Here is a 17,817-nt window from a genome sequence, read left to right as displayed (position 1 = left end):
AAAATTTTAATTGATAAGTTGCCCTCCGGTTACCTGAACTCCAGCATCAAAAGAATATGAATAATACTTTGTGTTTTCTCCTAATACAACTTCTGTCAGTCTATTATCAAGAAACGCGTAAGGATCTATATTAAGCACACTGTTGGGAATCTGTAAAGATGTAATAAGATTATTTGCAAATGCATAACTTTTGATTTCTGTAACACTATCAGGTATTACTACAGTAGTAAGTTTATTAGAGCCGAATACAGACTGTCCAAGGGTTTTAAGTGTCTTTGGAAGTAATAAATTTGAAATTTCATTACTTGAAAATGCACCGTCACCAATCTCAGATAGATTTTCAGGAAGCTGAAGTGAGCTTAATTTATTGGATGAAAATGCATAGCTCTGAATTTCAGTGACGCTATCTGGGATGTCTACAGCAGTAATTTTATTAGAACTGAATGTAGATTGTTCAATCACCTTAAGATTCTTTGGAAGTGATAAATCCGAAATTTCATTACCTGCAAATGCAGCGTAGCCAAGTACCGATAGATTCTCAGGAAGCTGAAGTGAGTTTAGCTTATTACTTGCAAATGCCATCATATGAATTTCCGTAACGCTATCTGGGATCGTAATAGATTTAATCTGTGAGCTTGAAAAAGCGTTCTCTCCAATACTTACGATGCCTTGAGGTATTTGTATATCGGTGATCATTACACCCATTGTAAAGTTTTTTGGGATTCTTAAAGTTCCGGGAGGTATGATTAATTTTCTTTTTGTAAAAAAGTCTATTGAAGCATTTTTATCAGCATCCATTTCTGCATATAGGATATTGAATGTACCATTCTCCAGTCCGGAAACTTTTTGCATATCAATTTTTTCGTCTTTATGCCAGTACGAATTCTGCCATTCCCAAAAATCTTCCTGTCTTGGGACATCTCCATTTTCAAAATAGAGCTTTAATTCTTCTTTTGTTTTCATGTTGTTAAGTTATCTATAGGTGATTGTAGCTGTTGAAGGAATGCCAGCCTTACTTAGATCTAATCCTTCAGGCGCTGAAACATTCTTAAGAGAAGGAAGAGAAAATGAACTTTGGCCCACCGTTTTTACTGAATCTGGGATATGGAGAGTTTCTATAACCGTTGCTCTGGGGCAGTTAAAAGCATAATCTCCAATACTAACCAAACCCTCATTTAAAATAATCTCTTCTATTGAATCAGATCCATTAACCATATTGGCTTGATAAGCAAAAGCATTAGTTTCAATAACCTTAAGGGTTGAGGGTGTTCGGACTCTTTTAATGTTTTGCTGATTAAAAGCAGAAGAGCCAATCACTTCAAGTCCTTCATTGAAATTTACTTTCACAATCTGGTAAGACATTCCTGAAAAGGTATAAGATCCATTAATAATTTTTTTTGTATTGGATGGAATGGTAATTACTAATGCTGAACCAAGAAGTTCATTGTCATTCGTAAAAAATGGTACTACTTTTTCAATGCTTTCAATAGAGTTTTGGGTAATTTTTTCATCCTTATGCCAGTACGAGTTCTGCCATTCCCAAAAGTCTTCCTGTCTTGGGATATCTCCATTTTCAAAATAGAGCTTTAATTCTTCTTTTGTTTTCATAGTATTAATTGTTAGATGTCTGCATAGTATAAAATAGTTGCTGTCGCTGGAATACCGGCATTACTGATATCTAAACCTTGCTTTACAGAAACAGTCTTTAAGGATGGAATATTGAATGCATTTTGCCCTACAGATTTTACAGATTTAGGAATATAAAGATCTGTTAAGTCCTTGCTGGTAGTCAGCTGAAAAGCAGCTTCTTCAATAGTTTCTATACCATTTTCTAATACTAATTTTGATAAATTAGCAGAAGTACTTGAGAAGGCATTTGCTTCAACTACTTTACATGATCCGGGAATTGTTAACGTTCCTTTCAGATATTGTCCACCAAACGCTTTGTTTTTTATTCTTTCTAGAGATTTTGGAAGTATAATTTTTGATATACGTTTGGTTGGGAGTGTAAAGGAAAACCCTCCAATGACTTTTACTCCTTCAGGAAAGGCCATAACGGAGTCAGACCCGATGATTTCTGTATTATCTATTGGAGAAAAGATGAACTCCTCATATACAGATACTTCAAGAGAACTGTTGGGAAGTTTTTCACTCTTATGCCAGTACGAGTTCTGCCATTCCCAAAAGTCTTCCTGCTTTGGGATATCTCCATTTTCGAAATAGAGTTTTAATTCTTCTTTTGTTTTCATAAAACTTTGTGTGATTTGTTGGTTAATAAATTGATTGTTGTATCCTCTTTTGTAGTGGAGAATGTCACTTTTGTCTTATATTTTCAGACATAGTTCTGGCTGTCCAGCATTTTTGTGAATGGTGAATTCAAAGGTGTTGAGATTATTTAATGAGATTGCTGTGCGTGTATTATAGAGTTTTCAAAGGTAATGGCGGACAGCGTCAGAACTTGTCGTGTTTTTAGATTTTATTTAAAAAGTATCTTCTTCAAGTATTCCTTCTTCAAAGTCTTCTCTGAAGAAGTTTTCAATGTCATTGAGATAGTTTTCATAATCCATCTCTGCATTTTCGATGTCGCTCCATTCTATGGTGTAGAGGTCTTCATCGAAGAGTATATTGTTGTTGTGATTGGGTGCTTCCATGTTTTGTGTTGTAAGGTGTTGGTTATATTTTGAACATATTTCAAGCTGTTCAGCATAGGTGAATGTTGAATTCAAAGGGTTTTTAAAAGTTTTTAAGGATTGTTGTTTGTGTCTTTTTTGATACTCCAAAGGTAGTAGCAGAGAACGACAAAACTTGACGTGTTAAAAAATATTTTTCTGATTTTTAAAATATAATTGCTAAAGCTTATATGGAGTGTTTATAAGGTAAAAAGCTTATATTTTATTTTTGATGAGTTTCTGAACGATTTGGTTCAAAGTTTCTCTGTTGTCATCAATATAGCTCAATCCGGCCTGTATCAGGTTTTCAATATTAGATCTTCTCACGTTATCCATTGCTGGAGAAGCATTTTTTAGTGAAGGATTCAGGCGGTAATAATTCTTCTGATTTCTAAGTCCCAGCGTTTGAAACATCTGTTCCAGCTGATAATCTACGGTTTCTGCATTGGCAGACATTAAAATGTCAATAATAGGGCTCACCCAACCAATTTTTCCTGCTTTTTCAAGCCTTTTAAAAGGATAAGGTCTTGCTTCAATTCCTGTTCCGATAGATATTACGATCATGTCATTTACAGTTGGGTGGTTGGCTTTCTGATGGTTTTTTAAAACCTCTGCGAAAGGAATTTTTCTTGCTTCTGCATAAGCGCAAAGAGCAGGATTATTTGCAAACATACCGCCGTCAATCAGGCTGAAGATCTGTCCGTACATGGATTTGATCTGCACAGGGCTGAAATAAGTAGGAGCTGCCGAAGTCGCTCTGCAGATATCCTTTACAAAGAAATTATCTGTGCTGAGGTGCGCTTTCCAAGAGTTGAAAAGCTTTGCTCTTCTGTTCTCGATATCATAACTTGTTATTAAACATGGTTTTATTAATTCTTTTAACTCTAAGTTTCCAAAAAAGTCGTTCAGGTTTTTTTCAAGCGATTCCTGTGGAATTTTTTCATTCAATAATCCGAATGGATTGACCAGTTTTTCCCAAAAAGAAACCTGGAAAATATCGCCACCCTTCTCAGCATATAATTCCAACCCCTTCTGGATAGAATATTTTGCTTTTCGGGTTTCATCGGGACATAAAATAATAGAAGCAATCAGACCTCCGGTGCTGCTGCCCGCTACCAGATCAAAATAATCTCCGAGCTTGGCAGTCGGTTTATCATAATACTGAAGCTGTTCTTCTATGTAACGCAGAATAATGCAGGTAATGATTCCCCTTATTCCACCTCCGTCCAAAGAAAGAATGGTTGTCTTTTTCATGTGATATTTTTAATGGTTTGTTAAAAGGACACATGCAATCTTAATCTACAGAATCCATATTTTTTTTCCAGAAATGCTGAGATTCTATACTGAGATTTCATTGCTTTTTTCGTTGTTTTCTTATAAAGCAAAGGTAGGCCGGGGAAGCGACAGAACGTGTCGTATTATATTTAATTTCAGATAAATGATACTAAAAAATAACGTAATTCTGCTTGTCTCTTGGCATCTTCAAAAGCGCTCTCCAACTGGTTTTTACGGGACCTTTTTTAGATGGAATATTCTTTTTTTCGAAGTGGGGAAGATCCTTAAATGTCTTCCAGTTTCCACCCCAATCCCAGCCATGGCGGGCAAAAATTTTTACACACTCATACCAGTCTGCAACTTTATCATTATCCCAGTCTTTTGCGGTATCCCAGCTTGCCGTTTTTCCGTCAATGATCAGGCATATGTCTACAGCAAGACCATAATTGTGGATACTTTGCCCAGCCTTTGCATTAGTTACCTTCTTTCCTGAAGTAATTCTTCCGATTGCATACAGCTTTTCCTGTTCTTCAAAAGATCTTAGGCCCTGTGTAATCCTGATTTTGGCTCTTCCGGTGAGTGCTTCATCACATTCGGTTATAATTTGCTTTACTTCATCTCTTACCAACGGGTGAAGTTTTTGAATCCGTTCTAAGGTTACTTTGTCCATATTTTGTATTTTCTTGTAGAACAAAAGTATAGCGCGGAAGCGACGAAACTTGACGTATTTTATTTGAATTTTGTTTAAAAATTCCAAAACATTCATCCTGAACCGTAAACAGGATCGATCAAAAGATTTGTCATCTTAAAATATAAAAAGTGAGAAAAAAATTGCTTTTGAAAAATAGAATTAGTAAATATGGTGCAGAAAAACACAATATCAAATGCATACCATCTTACCCTTTTTACTTGCTATGGTCGCAGCCATCGTGCTGCTCAATATGTGGGCGACCAAATTAAAAATTGCCTACCCGATTCTGCTTGTTGTATTTGGGCTTCTCGTTAGTTTTGTACCGGGGCTTCCGGTAGTAAAAATCAATCCGGATCTTATCTTTTTTATATTTTTACCTCCTCTTTTATTCGAAGCTGCCTGGTCTATTTCCTTCAAAGAAATGAAAAAATGGTGGCGTATTATCGGAAGTTTTGCCTTTTTGGTAGTCTTTTTTACTGCGTTGGCAGTAGCGGTAACGGCTAATTACTTTATTCCCGGATTTACCCTTGCGCTTGGGTTTTTGCTGGGAGGAATTGTGTCTCCGCCTGATGCGGTAAGTACCGGAGCCATCATGAAGTTTGTAAAAATACCATCCAGTACATCTGCTATTCTGGAAGGAGAAAGTCTTCTGAATGATGCTTCTTCACTCATTATTTTCAGGTTTGCCCTGGTTGCAGTAGGAACCGGACAATTTATATGGCAGGAAGCTTCGCTTGATTTTTTATGGATGATCATAGGAGGTGCAGGAATCGGATTAATACTGGCATGGATCTTTGTACAGGTTCATAAAAGACTTCCTACGGAAGCAGCTTCAGATATTGCCCTTACTATTATTGAGCCTTATCTCATGTATTGGATTGCAGAACAGTTTCATGCTTCCGGTGTTTTAGCTGTTGTTGGCGGAGGGCTGTATATGTCAGGCAAGCGATTAATATTTTTAAACAGTACCAGCCGTATCATGGGATATAGTGTATGGCAGAGTTTTGTATTCATATTGAACGGTATTGTATTCTTAATTATAGGCCTTGAGCTTCCTGAAATTGTTGGAGGGCTGCGATGGGAAGGAATTCCTTTGGGTACAGCCATTCAATATGGCGTATTCGTGACAGGAATTTTAATTGCTGCCAGAATTATAAGCTCTTATGCGGCAATGCTGGCTACGCTGATTTTCCGGCCAAGTGTAGCGCCCCGCGCTTCTTCCACCAGAAGACGTTGGCTGATGCCTCTTATATTGGGATGGACGGGAATGAGAGGGGTGGTTTCATTAGCTGCGGCATTGGCCATTCCTATTACTCTTGAAAATGGGCTTCCTTTTCCGAACAGAAACCTTATCCTCTTTATTACTTTCGTTGTGATCCTCTTAACATTGCTCGTACAGGGACTCACGTTACCCTACCTGATAAAATATGGACATGTATTTGATGACTTTGCAGATGATGAGAAAGATAAAAAAGTAAGAGATGAAATAAAACATAAACTGAAACAGCACGTTTATCATTTTCTTAAAGATAAACATGAAAATGAACTGAATGGCCACGCCGGATTAGAAAGAATGCTGAAACACTGGGAAGAAAAAATACAGGCTAAAGATGCAGAATGGATGAATGAAAAAACAAAAGATATCTTTTTTGAAATGCTGGAAAGCCAGAGACAGTTTCTTTCAGAACTGAATAAAGATATAGCCATTAATGAAGAAATTATCCGCCATCAACTTTATCAGCTGGATCTTGAGGAAGAACGGTTGAAAATGATTTAATCTTTGTCTTAATTAGTGTTTTTGACAACAAAATTAACATGCCAATGCGACAAAACATGTCGTGTTTTATTCGGATTTTACTAAAAATAATAAATAAGTTACTGAAACAGTTTTTTGTTTATTTCCGTAACATCCCGTCTTAGCTCTAAAAGTATATGCTGTATATTAGAGTTGTCAACAATTTTAGGCTCAAAATCTTCAGGAAAGATTCCCGAGGCATATTGCCATACTTCTACAATTTCTTCAAAAGGAATGTCATAAGGCTTATAAAATGAATTATCAGCAGAAACAGTTATTGATTTTTTATTACCAGAGATCAACCTTTTGTAAGAAATGCCATCATTCAGCGTAACAAAAACATAACTATTACCCGGTTTCAATTCATTAATATTTTCAACATATTTTCCGATAATATAGGAGCCGTCTTTAAAAGGCGGCATTGAGTCTCCTTGCGCAGGAAAAGCTCTGTACTTTCCATTGGTCAGGAAAGGCAGTGTGATTCTCTGTAAATTTTCAATGTATTCAGGATCACTGTAGCCGGATAAATAACCCATTGATGCTTTTTGCGGAACGATTTCGATGCTGTTGTTTCCTAATTGGTCTACAACAACAGGCAAAACAATTCGATTATCGGGAAGCTTAAGAATATCTTCCAATGGATACTTCCGGATATCAACAGTAAGAAGTAGATCAATACTTATATTGAAGTACTTTGAAATCTTTATTAATACCTCGTAGGGAGCCTCTGAACGGCCACTTTCATATTTAGAGTATCGGTCTCTGCTGATGATAAGAATATCATTGGCAAAAGCATGTTGGGATAAACCTCGTTTACCTCTCAAAAACCTTATGTTATCTGCAAAAATTGACATTGGGACAAATTGTACCAGCAAATATAATAATTTTGGGACAAATAGTCTCTAATTTTGTATCGTGAATCGGGCAATTGTACATATGGATCTTGATACATTTTTTGTATCCTGCGAGAGACGCAATAACTCGCAGCTTCAAGGTATTCCCTTAATTATAGGAGGAGGAGACCGTGGAGTGGTAGCCTCATGTTCCTATGAAGCCAGAAAATTTGGGGTTCGTTCTGCAATGCCTATTCGTATGGCATTAAGGCTTTGTCCTGATGCAAAAGTTATTAGAGGTGATCATGAAATGTATTCCAATTTATCACATACTGTAAGCGAAATTATTCAGGAGAAAGTTCCGGTGATGGAGAAAGCAAGTATTGATGAATTTTATCTGGATTTATCAGGAATGGATAAATTTTTTGGCTGTTACCAATGGACCCAAGAAATTGCCGAGACCATTACGAAGGAGACGGGGCTTCCGATAAGCTTTGCCCTGTCAGGAAACAAGACCGTTTCAAAAATTGGAACTGGAGAAGCTAAACCTGTGGGAAGAATGCAGATCAAAGAATTGGAAGTGCAGCCCTTTTTAAATCCTTTATCCATCAAAAAAATTCCAATGGTTGGGGATAAGACTTTTCAGTTACTGTCAAGAATAGGAATACGGACCATTCAGACGTTGTCCGAAATGCCTGTTTTAGTTTTGCAGCAAATGATTGGAGTCAACGGGAAAGAACTTTGGAAAAAGGCCAATGGAATTGATGAAAATCCTGTAATTCCTTATTCTGAAAGAAAGTCTATCTCAACCGAGAGAACTTTTACCAACGATACGATGGATATGATTGAATTAAAACGGCTGATATCGGGAATGGCAGAGCAGCTGGCCTATCAATTGAGACAGGAAAAATGGCTGACCTCAACCGTGGTAGTGAAAATCCGTTATGCCAATTTCGATACAGAAACCAAGCAGCATAAAGTAGCTTATACTTCAGCAGATCACACCCTTTCGAGAGTGGCACTGGAACTTTTTAATCAGGCATACACAAGAAGAATGAGGCTGAGGTTGGTTGGATTACGGTTTACAGGGCTCGTGCATGGTAATCATCAGATGAATCTGTTTGAAGATACCGAAGAACAGATGAGCTTATACCAGACAATGGATTATCTGAAGAACCGGTTTGGCGCCGGTGCAGTCGGCAGGGCATCAGGTTTTAATTTTGGAAAATAACGTACAAAGCTTTCTATCATGTTTCTTAACTGTCATTCTTTCAACAGTCTTCGTTACGGTACCTTATCGGTAAAAGAATTGGTACAGCAGGCCTATGCGTTGGGTATTAGAGAACTGGTATTAACAGATATCAATACCGTTACCGCTATTTATGATTTTAAGAAAGAATGTGAAAATGTAGGAATTAAACCTATCGCAGGAATTGAGATCAGAAAAGAAAACAGGCTGCTTTATATTGCGGTGGCAAAAGAGTTCTCCGGAATAGGTGAAGTCAATAAGATGCTGACAGACCACAATTGCCATGGAGGTGAACTTCCTGAAACTGCTCCTGTATTTAAAAATGTTTTTATTGTTTATCCGATAGATAATATTCCTTTAAAGCTAAAAGATAATGAGTTTATTGGAGTCCGGGAGGAAGAACTGAACCTATTGATCCGTCCCGAATTGGCAAAGCTGATTCCAAAAATGGCAGTTCTTCACCCAATTACATTCAGCACTAAAAAAGAATATAATCTTCATAAGATATTAAGGGCTATTGACCATAATACTTTATTGTCGAAACTGAATGAACAGGATGTTTGCAGGAAGACAGAATATTTTAAATCCGAAGATGTGATCATCAGGGCTTTTCAAAGGTATCCTGATATTATAAAAAATACCCGGAATTTGCTGGAAGCCTGCCGTTTTGAATTTGATCTTGAAAAAGTTAAGAACAAACAATACTATACGAAGTCTAAAGAATCTGATGTAAAGCTTTTGAGAAGATTAGCCTACTTAGGATTGGAAAAGCAATACGGTAAAAACCATGAAATTGCAAAAATAAGAGTAGAAAAAGAGCTGAAAGTAATTGACGAGCTCAACTTCTGTTCTTACTTTCTCATTACCTGGGATATTGTACGATACAGCAACAGAATGGGGTTTATGCATGTAGGGCGTGGAAGCGGAGCTAATTCTATTGTCAGTTATTGTATCGGAATTACCGATATATGTCCTCTGGAACTCGATCTTTATTTTGAAAGATTTCTCAACCTTGACAGGAAAAGCCCTCCGGATTTTGATATCGACTGGAGCTGGCAAAACCGGGATACAATTCTGGAATATATTTTTAACCGTTACGGAAAAGATCACGTTGCTTTTTGCGGAACAAACGTTGAATTCAAATACAAATCCAGATTCAGAGAAGTGGGAAAAGCTTTTGGGCTGCCGAAAGATGAACTGGATGAACTGACGAAAAAGCCAATGGAAGTTCAGGAAACGAATTCTGTTGTTCAAACCATCCACAAATACGTCAGGCTGATGGAAAGATTTCCCAATCAAAGAAGCATGCACGCCTGTGGAATTTTGATTTCTGAAGAACCCATTACAAATTATTCTGCCCTTGAAATGCCGCCGAAGGGATTTCCGATTGTGCAATTCGATATGAATGTAGCAGAAGATATTAAATTGGAAAAACTCGATATTCTGTCTCAAAGAGGACTTGGAACGATAAAAGATACGGTAGATCTCATCAGAAAAACAAGAGGAATTGATGTTGATATCCGCAATACAAGCATTTCCAAAGATGAAAAAAAAGCTAATGAATATCTGGCTGTAGGAAGAACAATAGGATGTTTTTATATAGAATCTCCTGCAATGCGCGGACTTTTAAGAAGATTAAAGTGCGACAATTACAGAATATTGGTTGCTGCTTCCTCCATTATCAGACCGGGAGTGGCACAGAGCGGTATGATGCGGGAATATATTTTCAGGCACAACCACCCGGATCAGTTTGAGTATTTTCATTCCGTATTCGAAGAGCATTTAAAAGAAACATACGGGATCATGGTGTATCAGGAAGATGTGATCAAAATTGCACAGTATTTTGGCGGGCTTGCCCATGCTGATGGTGATATTCTCCGAAGAGCGATGAGCGGAAAAGAACGGTCCATTGAAAAATTGAATGAAGTAAAAGTCAATTTTTTCAAGTCCTGCAGAAAGCAGGGGCATTCAGAAGCACTTACTGCTGAAGCGTTTCGCCAGATTAAGTCCTTTGCAGGGTATTCTTTCTGTAAAGCGCATTCAGCTTCATATGCAGTGGAAAGCTATCAGAGTTTATATCTGAAGGTGTATTACCCACTGGAATTCATGGTTTCTGTGATCAACAATCAGGGAGGATTTTACCGGACCGAAGTCTATATTCATGAAGCAAAAATGTCTGGTGGAAATGTTCGGGTTCCTTGTGTAAATTCTAGTGAATTCAAGGCTACATTAAAGGGAAAGGATATCTTTTTAGGATTCATGTTTTTGGAAGGACTAGAGACAAGAATCGCCCACGGAATTGTTGAGGAACGGCATAGAAACGGAAATTATAAATCATTGGAAGATTTTATTAAACGTGTTCCGATTGGTATTGAAACAATTCAGATTTTGATTTTTATAGGAGCATTCGGTTTTACAGGAAAACCTAAAAATGAGCTTCTTGTAGAGGCAAGAATATTATTGGTGAATTTTAAACCTGAAAATAGAGGTTTAATGTTGATCGAAGAACCGGCTCAGGAGTTTAAGCTTCCCGAACTAAAAAGAGAAAATTTTGAAGATGCGTTTGATGAAATTGAGTTGATTGGTTTTCCGGTTTCGTGCAGCCCGTTTGATCTGTTACAGACCCAATACAGGGGTTCTGTATTGGTAAAAGATTTATTGAAATTTCATAAAAAACAGGTGAAAATGCTCGCGTATCTTATTGCCAGAAAACACGTTCCCACAAAGAAAGGAGAAATGTATTTCGGAACCTGGATCGATGTCAACGGAGATTATTTTGACACGGCACATTTTCCGGACAGTCTGAAGCAATATGATTTTCAGGGAGGGGGATGTTATCTGCTGTTAGGAATGGTAGAAGTAGATTATCATTTTCCGACGATTACCGTTCATAAAATGGCAAAGATGCCGATGATTCCTGACCCTCGATATTCTTATGATAAAGAAAAACAATATGATATTCATCGGCAGATTAAGGAAGATGTAAGTATGACTCATAGGAAGCCTTACCCACAGGCCCATGAGATTGGACTGCCAAGACACCGAATTAATTAACAATAGCAAATGTTAAGGCTGAAATTTTTCTTCAAAAAAATAAATTCTTTAAAAATTTCTAACGGAAAAGAGTTCCTGTTTTATTTTAAATGATAAAATTCCGTATTTTGATAATGTAAAATAAAGTGTTATTTCGTTTATTTTCAATGTATTATGTGTTTTCGCCTTCCATGGAACTATTGTAGGAAAGGTGATTTTACATTTATCTTTGGCCAAGAATTGCACACGATTTAAAAACCACAAATTACATGAAAAATCTAAGTATTTTGATGAAGGGAATGCTCATTCCTTTATGCTTTACCATAAGCTATTCAAAAGCTCAGGTAGGTATTAACACCTCAAATCCTCAGGCCGCTTTCCATGTGGATGGGGGCAAAGATAATCCCTCATCCGGGCTGCCATCCTCTACTCAAACAGGCAATGATGTTGCTATTACTTCTGCCGGAGAAATAGGGGTAGGAACTATAACACCAGCCGTTAAGATCGATACACGTTCAGCAGCCAATTCCGACAATTCAATCGGAATAGGGGAGACTATTCAAACGGCAGCAGCAGCAGGTGGAGGCGCTGTAAGGTATAATCCGCTGAATGGTGGAAAAATGCAGTATTCTGACGGTGTGGTATGGCAGGACCTTATTTCTTCACCTACAAAAGCTGTAGTGGCAGCCAGCCTTCAGGCAGCCAATTTTGCTGTAAAAATTCCTTACCAGGTTTCTACAGGTATTGCCGGATGGACGGAGGTTTCCGATCCAACAGGTAATTTTACCCCCGGTACAGGTATTTTTACAGCTCCACGAACCGGCGTATATCTTGTTTCTTTTACGTACGATTTTGTAAGGATTCCAATTGTTTCAGGCTATTTTTCAGAAGCAAGGTATGTTGTGAACGGAAACAGCACAGTGAAAAAATGCGTAAAATCTTACTCCAATATTTCAAAACAGGCACAGGTAGCAGGTTCCTGTGTTGCCGGAGTTCAGCTGAATAAAGGAGATACTCTTCAGCCTTATATCTATCAGTCTGTTTATAATGGAAATCTGAGTCTGAGGACAGATACATCCTCTGCAAGCAATGAATATGGCTTCGTAAATCTCTCTATTTTAGAACAATAACACATTTGATATGAAAAAGAAATTAGGACTGATACTGATTATTTGCTCTGGCATGGGGATGAAGGCACAGATCGGTATCAATATGTCTTCTCCTGAAGCAACAGTACATATAGACGGACAAAAAAATACCACTATTTCTGCTTCTTCCAGTTATTATGATGACGTAGTTATTACCCCGTCCGGAAATGTAGGGATAGGAACAAAATCTCCGAAAACAAGACTGGATTTAAGATCAGGGGAACATTTAAACGCAGTTGGAATTGGCGGAACCTCACAATCTGCCTCGGCAGCAAAGCCTGGGGCGATGAGGTATAATTCCGGAACTCAGGATCTGAGCTATTCTAACGGAACGTCCTGGATAACGCTGGCTCATAAAGCTCCCAATGATTTTGTGGATGCAGAAAATGCCTCTACACAAAGCTTCAGTGATGGAGTACAGGCTGCGGTTGCCGGCTGGACCAAAAAAACAGATGTGAATAGCAGTTTTAATGCGGGTACAGGAACCTTTACTGCTTCAAAGACAGGGGTATACATTGTATCATTTACCTTTTCGCTGGCTTCTGGAAGTATTTCGGACGATTCAAGGTACGAAACGCTGATTCAGACTAATTCAGGGTCTTCTGCAACCAATAAGGTATTTAAATGTGTAGGAAGTTACCCGGGAAATAATACCATCGCAAACCGTGTCGCGGGAAATTGTTCCGGAATTTTTAACCTGAACCAGGGAGACAATATTACCGTAAGCCTGAATCAAAAGCTGGGAAGCTCAAAATCACTGGACACAGATCCCACGCTTACTTCTTTAAGTATTTTCGGATTATAAAAAATAGATGATGAAAAAAAATTGTTTACTGATTGTAATGACTTTAAGCTTCCAATATGCATTTTCGCAGATTGGAATCAATACCCCAAACCCGCAAGGCATTCTGCATATTGACGGGCAAAAAGATAATCCTTTATCAGGACCAACATTTACTCCGGCTCAGCAGGCCAATGATGTGCTCGTGAGCAGCACAGGAAAAATAGGAGCAGGAACCTTAACCCCGGCAGTAAAAGTGGATGCCAGAAATTCAGGAAACGGAGCTATTGGTTTTGGAACGTCTGCTCTTACGGCAGCAGAAGCAGATGAAGGAGCAGTGCGTTATAACAGCGGAGTGGAATATTCCAACGGAAATGAGTGGCTTCCATTGCTTACAGCACAACCGGCTGGTAATAAAGTGATTGTGATTGCTGCCAAAACGACTAATAACGTAAAGCTGGCAGCTCCCTCTACACCAACCGTAACAGCTGGTCTACAGAACAGAGCCAGTAACTATCTGGTAGACTGGAGCAAAATATTTGAGAGTAATTCCGGAACTACTTTTAATGCAGCAACTGGAATTTTTACAGCTCCCAGAAACGGAATTTATGTAGCTACTTTCACCACAGATCTTGCTCCACTGGCTATTAATTATACGACAGATCCTTTAAATCCTGTTCAGATAGAGGCCATCTGGCAGCTTTATGATAACACAACAGGATTAACCGCTGCCAATATCGTCAATACCGTGAAATGTGCCAATACCATGTCCTCAAACAGTGTAGGAAATATTGATGCAGGCAGTAACTGTACCGCATCATTCTATATGACGGCAGGGCAGAGACTCATGCCTTATATCTGGTTTAATTTAAATAATTCAAACGTTGCGAATTTTTCGCTTAATAACACGGGAGGTTATAATAATCTGACCATAGCAGAGCAGTAATCAGGAGATCTCATCCAGCGTTTTAATAAAAGCAGACGGATGCAGCCCTGTAATCTTCTTGAATTCAAGAGAAAAGGCACTGTGAGATGAATATCCAGTGATTTCAGCCAGATGATTGATCTTATACTTTCTGTATTGAGGTTCATTTTTCAACTGATTGACAATGTAATTGATCCTCAGGTGGTTAATGTATTGGTTGAAATTAAATTTTTTATGCTTCTTAATAACCGTTGAAAGATATTTTGTGTTGATATTCAGCGTGTTTGCAAGATTGTAACGAGAAATGTTTTTGCTGTTAAACTCAAGGTTTTCTTCAAAAATTTTTAATCCCTCTAGTATGTTTTCCTCTACTTCAGGTGAAATTTTGATTTCTGCCGGAGTAGAGGAGTTTTTGGTCTGAATATCTTCAGACGTTTCCTGTGGGTCTTCCTCATAAACCACGGGAGAAATTCCTTCTCTGTAAATTTTAGCAACAGCTTCCTTATGTTTTTTACGGAGGCGGATGGTATTGAAAACCGCTGCCCCTAAAACCATTGTCAGAGCAATACAGGCTATAATAAGCCCTTTTGAAATGCTGTGGCTTTCATTAAGCTGCTGATGAAAATTTTCTTCTTTTTTGGATAAAGTTTTGTTGACGGCCATGGCTTTGTTGTAAGCAATACTGTCTTTCAGTGTAAGATTTTCTATTTTATACTTTTCGGTATTAGGCTCATCGTGAAGCTGGGCATATGCTTCTTCAAGATTTTTTGTTACCTCAATTTTTTTTTCATTAAATCCGTATTGGTCTACAATTGCCAGAGATTTTTGAAAGTACAGAACGGCGCTGTCCGGCTTATTCTGTTTTGAAAGAGAAAATCCGATATCATTAAGGATATTGGCCCTAAGATAGTAGTTGCTTTCTCCTGCCAGTGAAAGGGCATTTACGAAATAATATTTGGCTTCTTTGAACTTTTTTACCTCAGACAAGTTATATCCCATATTGGTATAAGCGGAAATCAGCAGTTCATTTCGCCTGGCTGTGTTTTTTAGCTTCTTAAATTCCTGGATGGCACTTTTAGAATAGAATGCTTTTTCTTTGTACTGATTCTTATTGAGTAGGATCAGAAAAGAATTGAAGATCATCCCTTTCAGCTCATGTCCTTCCTCTGTATTATTATGTTTTACTTCAGCTAACGCATTTCGGAGACTTGTGGAAGACTCTTTAAGCAGTCCCAGTTTTGCATACTGTGTTCCCTGCATTCTGTATGCTAATGCCTTACCGATGCTGTAATTGCTTTGCGTGGCTGTTTTAAGTGCTTTGTCTGCAAAATCAAGGCTCTTTTCTGCATCCGATCTTAAGTAGCTGTTGAATGACTTTAAATAATAAGCTTTTGCAAGAAACTCCGGTAGATTTTTTCTCTTCGCAGAATCAATAATCTTATTCAGGACAATTTCTGAGCTGTCCGGATTTTTAGAGGAAAGCATACGGGCATATTTGTACTGTCCCTCAAAATCAAACGACTGAGCGAGGGTAAAAATTGAAATAATAAGGAAGAAAAAGAGAATAATTTTTTTCTTCATTGCGTGTGTTTTTTTATTTTTTCTGGTACTTCCAGTTACGGCCTTTACCTTCGGCTATCCATTCCAGAGACTGTTCCAATCTCTTGTTTCTGGTAACGTCTGTTTTGGCTTCGGTAACCCATGCAATATACTCTTTTCTGAAAGACGGTGAAGCTTTTTCAAAAATTTCTTTTGCTTTGGGCCGGGCATTTAATGCCGACTGAAAATAATCAGGAATATCCATTTCTATTGTGGATGGAGGTGCTTTTTTCATGGTAACTCCCATGTCTGTAAGCTCCATGGCTTCCTGAATAGCTTTTATCAGCAAAAGTTGGGAGGGAAGATCTTCAGGACGGGTTATTTTTCCTACACTGAACATGGAACTTTTTTCAGCCGTTGTCTCTATTTCCTGTAAAGTTTTCATTTCCTGATGCAGCCAGAATCCCAGGCTGCAATATTGCTTGAAAGCCGTGATTGAGCAGAGGATCTTTCCTTTATACATAAAAGCAGGAAATTTCCACTTGATGGCTTCTTCTGCATCAGGGCAGGCTTTATGAATGGTTTCACGAAGATACTCTAAGATAGGTTTTGCAAAATCCGGAGATTTTTCAATGTATTCATCAACATTTATACTGTGTTTTCCCATGGTTTTTATTGGAATAATGGTACAATTTCATTGACAAGGAATTTTACCTGATCAGGTCTCCCTCTGTCATTTTTAGGGTTATTGGCATAGCTTCCTGTTTTTACGATAACGATGTTGTGCTCAGGAACCATAATAATATATTGTCCCTGCAATCCAAGGAAATAATAATGCTTGACCGGGTTGTCATGATTAATCCAAAGTCCCATTCCATAGATGTTTTCAGATTTTTCCGTAGGAGTTCTCATCTGTTCTATGAAGTCAGCATTGAGAATCTGCTGATCTCCGGCTTTTCCGTCATTCAGAAATAACTGCCCAAGCTTAGCAAAGTCTCTTGCATTGGAATGGATACAGCAATAGGTTTTTTCCACGCCATAATCATCTGTACTCCATTTAGCATTCTGCTCCATTCCCAGAGGAACCCAGAATTTTTCTGATAAATAGCTCGCCAGTGGTTTATTAAGAGCTTTTCGAAGCGCAAATCCGAGAAGCTGCGTAGATCCGCTCTGATACTCGAATCTGACGCCCGGCTTTTCCTTGAATTTTCTCGAAAATACAGCTTTTACAAGGCTTTTACCATAATAAGCTTTAGCGTTGGGAAGAAACGGATTGTTGTAGTTTTCATCCCAGTCCAAACCGGATTCCATTTGAGCCAGGTTTTTAAGGGTAACCTCATTTCCGAACGGCTTATTGTTAAATTCAGAATAAAAATCTGAAAGTTTTTCATCAATGGACGGAATGATTCCTTCTTCAAGTGCTTTCCCCAAAAGCATTACCGTAACGGCTTTGGCCATAGAAAAAGAATTGGTCTGTGAGAGCTGGTTATAGCCGTTCCAATATTGTTCATGAAGAATTTTCCCATTCCTGATCACTACAAAAGCTGCTGTTCTGGAATGTTGTAAGTTTTCAACTAAATGTTTAGGTAACTCTTTTTTATTGTAATCAGGATCCTCTTCCCAAAGTATGGGTTCTTCTGTAGCAACAGGATTGCCGGGGAAAAGCGTTCCGTCATCAATGTATGCACTTGATTTGCCTTTAAGATAGGTTTTGGAAATACCACTAAATAAATAATCATATCCCAGAAAATAGGCCGCAGCCGCACCTGCTACAGCTCCGCCTATCATATACTTCAGTATTTTCATTTTTTCATGAATGGGGTCTTTAACAAATTTAAAATAATTTGGCTATAAAAATCACAATGAATCATCAAATACG

At 38.1% G+C, this 17,817-nt stretch carries 16 protein-coding genes; 6 read left to right on the top strand and 10 right to left on the bottom strand.

What is annotated here, in order from left to right:
• Positions 1–6: 6 nt before the first annotated feature.
• The 6 genes from BLW74_RS13365 to BLW74_RS13340 all read right to left on the bottom strand — a co-directional run bounded on the left by BLW74_RS13365 (position 7) and on the right by BLW74_RS13340 (position 4,614).
• Positions 7–963: a leucine-rich repeat domain-containing protein gene (locus BLW74_RS13365; protein ID WP_089692929.1), complete on the bottom strand. Its 957-nt coding sequence runs from the start codon at positions 961–963 to the stop codon at positions 7–9.
• A 9-nt stretch (positions 964–972) separates the two neighbouring features.
• On the bottom strand, positions 973–1,608 hold the full coding sequence (locus tag BLW74_RS13360) for a leucine-rich repeat domain-containing protein (protein WP_089692928.1): 636 nt from the start codon (positions 1,606–1,608) through the stop codon (positions 973–975).
• Positions 1,609–1,619: 11 nt separating this feature from the next.
• On the bottom strand, positions 1,620–2,249 hold the full coding sequence (locus tag BLW74_RS13355; protein WP_089692926.1) for a leucine-rich repeat domain-containing protein: 630 nt from the start codon (positions 2,247–2,249) through the stop codon (positions 1,620–1,622).
• 231 nt (positions 2,250–2,480) lie between these two features.
• Positions 2,481–2,726 carry a hypothetical protein gene (locus BLW74_RS13350; protein ID WP_139265742.1) on the bottom strand — a complete coding sequence of 82 codons (246 nt, stop codon included), beginning with the start codon at positions 2,724–2,726 and terminating at the stop codon, positions 2,481–2,483.
• Between the two features lie 159 nt (positions 2,727–2,885).
• Complete coding sequence (locus tag BLW74_RS13345) at positions 2,886–3,923, bottom strand: patatin-like phospholipase family protein (protein WP_089692922.1); 1,038 nt, start codon at positions 3,921–3,923, stop codon at positions 2,886–2,888.
• A gap of 190 nt (positions 3,924–4,113) precedes the next feature.
• Complete coding sequence (locus BLW74_RS13340) at positions 4,114–4,614, bottom strand: M15 family metallopeptidase (protein ID WP_089692920.1); 501 nt, start codon at positions 4,612–4,614, stop codon at positions 4,114–4,116.
• 214 nt (positions 4,615–4,828) lie between these two features.
• On the opposite strand from BLW74_RS13340, the gene BLW74_RS13335 reads away from it, so the two are divergent.
• A complete protein-coding gene (locus BLW74_RS13335) occupies positions 4,829–6,412 on the top strand; it encodes a Na+/H+ antiporter (protein ID WP_089692918.1) in 1,584 nt (527 codons plus the stop codon).
• A gap of 98 nt (positions 6,413–6,510) precedes the next feature.
• Here the strand turns inward: BLW74_RS13335 and BLW74_RS13330 are convergent, their stop codons facing one another.
• Positions 6,511–7,284 (bottom strand): XRE family transcriptional regulator, encoded by a 774-nt coding sequence (locus BLW74_RS13330; protein ID WP_089692916.1) that lies wholly within the window; start codon positions 7,282–7,284, stop codon positions 6,511–6,513.
• Positions 7,285–7,345: 61 nt separating this feature from the next.
• On the opposite strand from BLW74_RS13330, the gene dinB reads away from it, so the two are divergent.
• From dinB to BLW74_RS13305, 5 genes are all read left to right on the top strand, one after another.
• Complete coding sequence (dinB, locus tag BLW74_RS13325) at positions 7,346–8,494, top strand: DNA polymerase IV (protein WP_089692915.1); 1,149 nt, start codon at positions 7,346–7,348, stop codon at positions 8,492–8,494.
• 18 nt (positions 8,495–8,512) lie between these two features.
• Complete coding sequence (locus BLW74_RS13320) at positions 8,513–11,566, top strand: DNA polymerase III subunit alpha (protein ID WP_089692913.1); 3,054 nt, start codon at positions 8,513–8,515, stop codon at positions 11,564–11,566.
• A 248-nt stretch (positions 11,567–11,814) separates the two neighbouring features.
• Complete coding sequence (locus tag BLW74_RS13315) at positions 11,815–12,675, top strand: complement C1q domain-containing protein (protein WP_089692911.1); 861 nt, start codon at positions 11,815–11,817, stop codon at positions 12,673–12,675.
• Positions 12,676–12,685: 10 nt separating this feature from the next.
• Positions 12,686–13,498, top strand: coding sequence for a hypothetical protein (locus BLW74_RS13310; protein WP_089692909.1), 813 nt, complete (start codon positions 12,686–12,688; stop codon positions 13,496–13,498).
• A 7-nt stretch (positions 13,499–13,505) separates the two neighbouring features.
• Entirely contained in the window at positions 13,506–14,420 is a 915-nt protein-coding gene (locus BLW74_RS13305; RefSeq protein ID WP_089692907.1) for a hypothetical protein, read from the top strand.
• On the opposite strand, the gene BLW74_RS13300 is transcribed toward BLW74_RS13305, so the two are convergent.
• The 3 genes from BLW74_RS13300 to BLW74_RS13290 are packed head-to-tail and all read right to left on the bottom strand — an operon-like array spanning position 14,421 to position 17,744.
• Positions 14,421–15,980: an AraC family transcriptional regulator gene (locus BLW74_RS13300; protein ID WP_089692905.1), complete on the bottom strand. Its 1,560-nt coding sequence runs from the start codon at positions 15,978–15,980 to the stop codon at positions 14,421–14,423.
• 13 nt (positions 15,981–15,993) lie between these two features.
• On the bottom strand, positions 15,994–16,605 hold the full coding sequence (locus BLW74_RS13295; RefSeq protein ID WP_089692903.1) for a YdeI/OmpD-associated family protein: 612 nt from the start codon (positions 16,603–16,605) through the stop codon (positions 15,994–15,996).
• 5 nt (positions 16,606–16,610) lie between these two features.
• Positions 16,611–17,744, bottom strand: coding sequence for a serine hydrolase domain-containing protein (locus BLW74_RS13290; protein ID WP_089692901.1), 1,134 nt, complete (start codon positions 17,742–17,744; stop codon positions 16,611–16,613).
• Positions 17,745–17,817: the final 73 nt, after the last annotated feature.

It is taken from the genome of Chryseobacterium culicis, assembly GCF_900108365.1.
GTDB classification, from domain to species: domain Bacteria; phylum Bacteroidota; class Bacteroidia; order Flavobacteriales; family Weeksellaceae; genus Chryseobacterium; species Chryseobacterium culicis.
Note: the sequence above shows the minus strand (reverse complement) of the source record. Positions and strands in the feature narration are given on the sequence as shown.

Coding starts and splice junctions, on each gene's coding strand:
- BLW74_RS13365 (WP_089692929.1), bottom strand. CDS start 963: ATGAAAACAAAAGAAGAATTAAAGCTCTATTTTGAAAATGGAGATGTC.
- BLW74_RS13360 (WP_089692928.1), bottom strand. CDS start 1,608: ATGAAAACAAAAGAAGAATTAAAGCTCTATTTTGAAAATGGAGATATC.
- BLW74_RS13355 (WP_089692926.1), bottom strand. CDS start 2,249: ATGAAAACAAAAGAAGAATTAAAACTCTATTTCGAAAATGGAGATATC.
- BLW74_RS13345 (WP_089692922.1), bottom strand. CDS start 3,923: ATGAAAAAGACAACCATTCTTTCTTTGGACGGAGGTGGAATAAGGGGA.
- BLW74_RS13340 (WP_089692920.1), bottom strand. CDS start 4,614: ATGGACAAAGTAACCTTAGAACGGATTCAAAAACTTCACCCGTTGGTA.
- BLW74_RS13335 (WP_089692918.1), top strand. CDS start 4,829: ATGCATACCATCTTACCCTTTTTACTTGCTATGGTCGCAGCCATCGTG.
- BLW74_RS13330 (WP_089692916.1), bottom strand. CDS start 7,284: ATGTCAATTTTTGCAGATAACATAAGGTTTTTGAGAGGTAAACGAGGT.
- BLW74_RS13320 (WP_089692913.1), top strand. CDS start 8,513: ATGTTTCTTAACTGTCATTCTTTCAACAGTCTTCGTTACGGTACCTTA.
- BLW74_RS13315 (WP_089692911.1), top strand. CDS start 11,815: ATGAAAAATCTAAGTATTTTGATGAAGGGAATGCTCATTCCTTTATGC.
- BLW74_RS13310 (WP_089692909.1), top strand. CDS start 12,686: ATGAAAAAGAAATTAGGACTGATACTGATTATTTGCTCTGGCATGGGG.
- BLW74_RS13305 (WP_089692907.1), top strand. CDS start 13,506: ATGATGAAAAAAAATTGTTTACTGATTGTAATGACTTTAAGCTTCCAA.
- BLW74_RS13300 (WP_089692905.1), bottom strand. CDS start 15,980: ATGAAGAAAAAAATTATTCTCTTTTTCTTCCTTATTATTTCAATTTTT.
- BLW74_RS13295 (WP_089692903.1), bottom strand. CDS start 16,605: ATGGGAAAACACAGTATAAATGTTGATGAATACATTGAAAAATCTCCG.
- BLW74_RS13290 (WP_089692901.1), bottom strand. CDS start 17,744: ATGAAAATACTGAAGTATATGATAGGCGGAGCTGTAGCAGGTGCGGCT.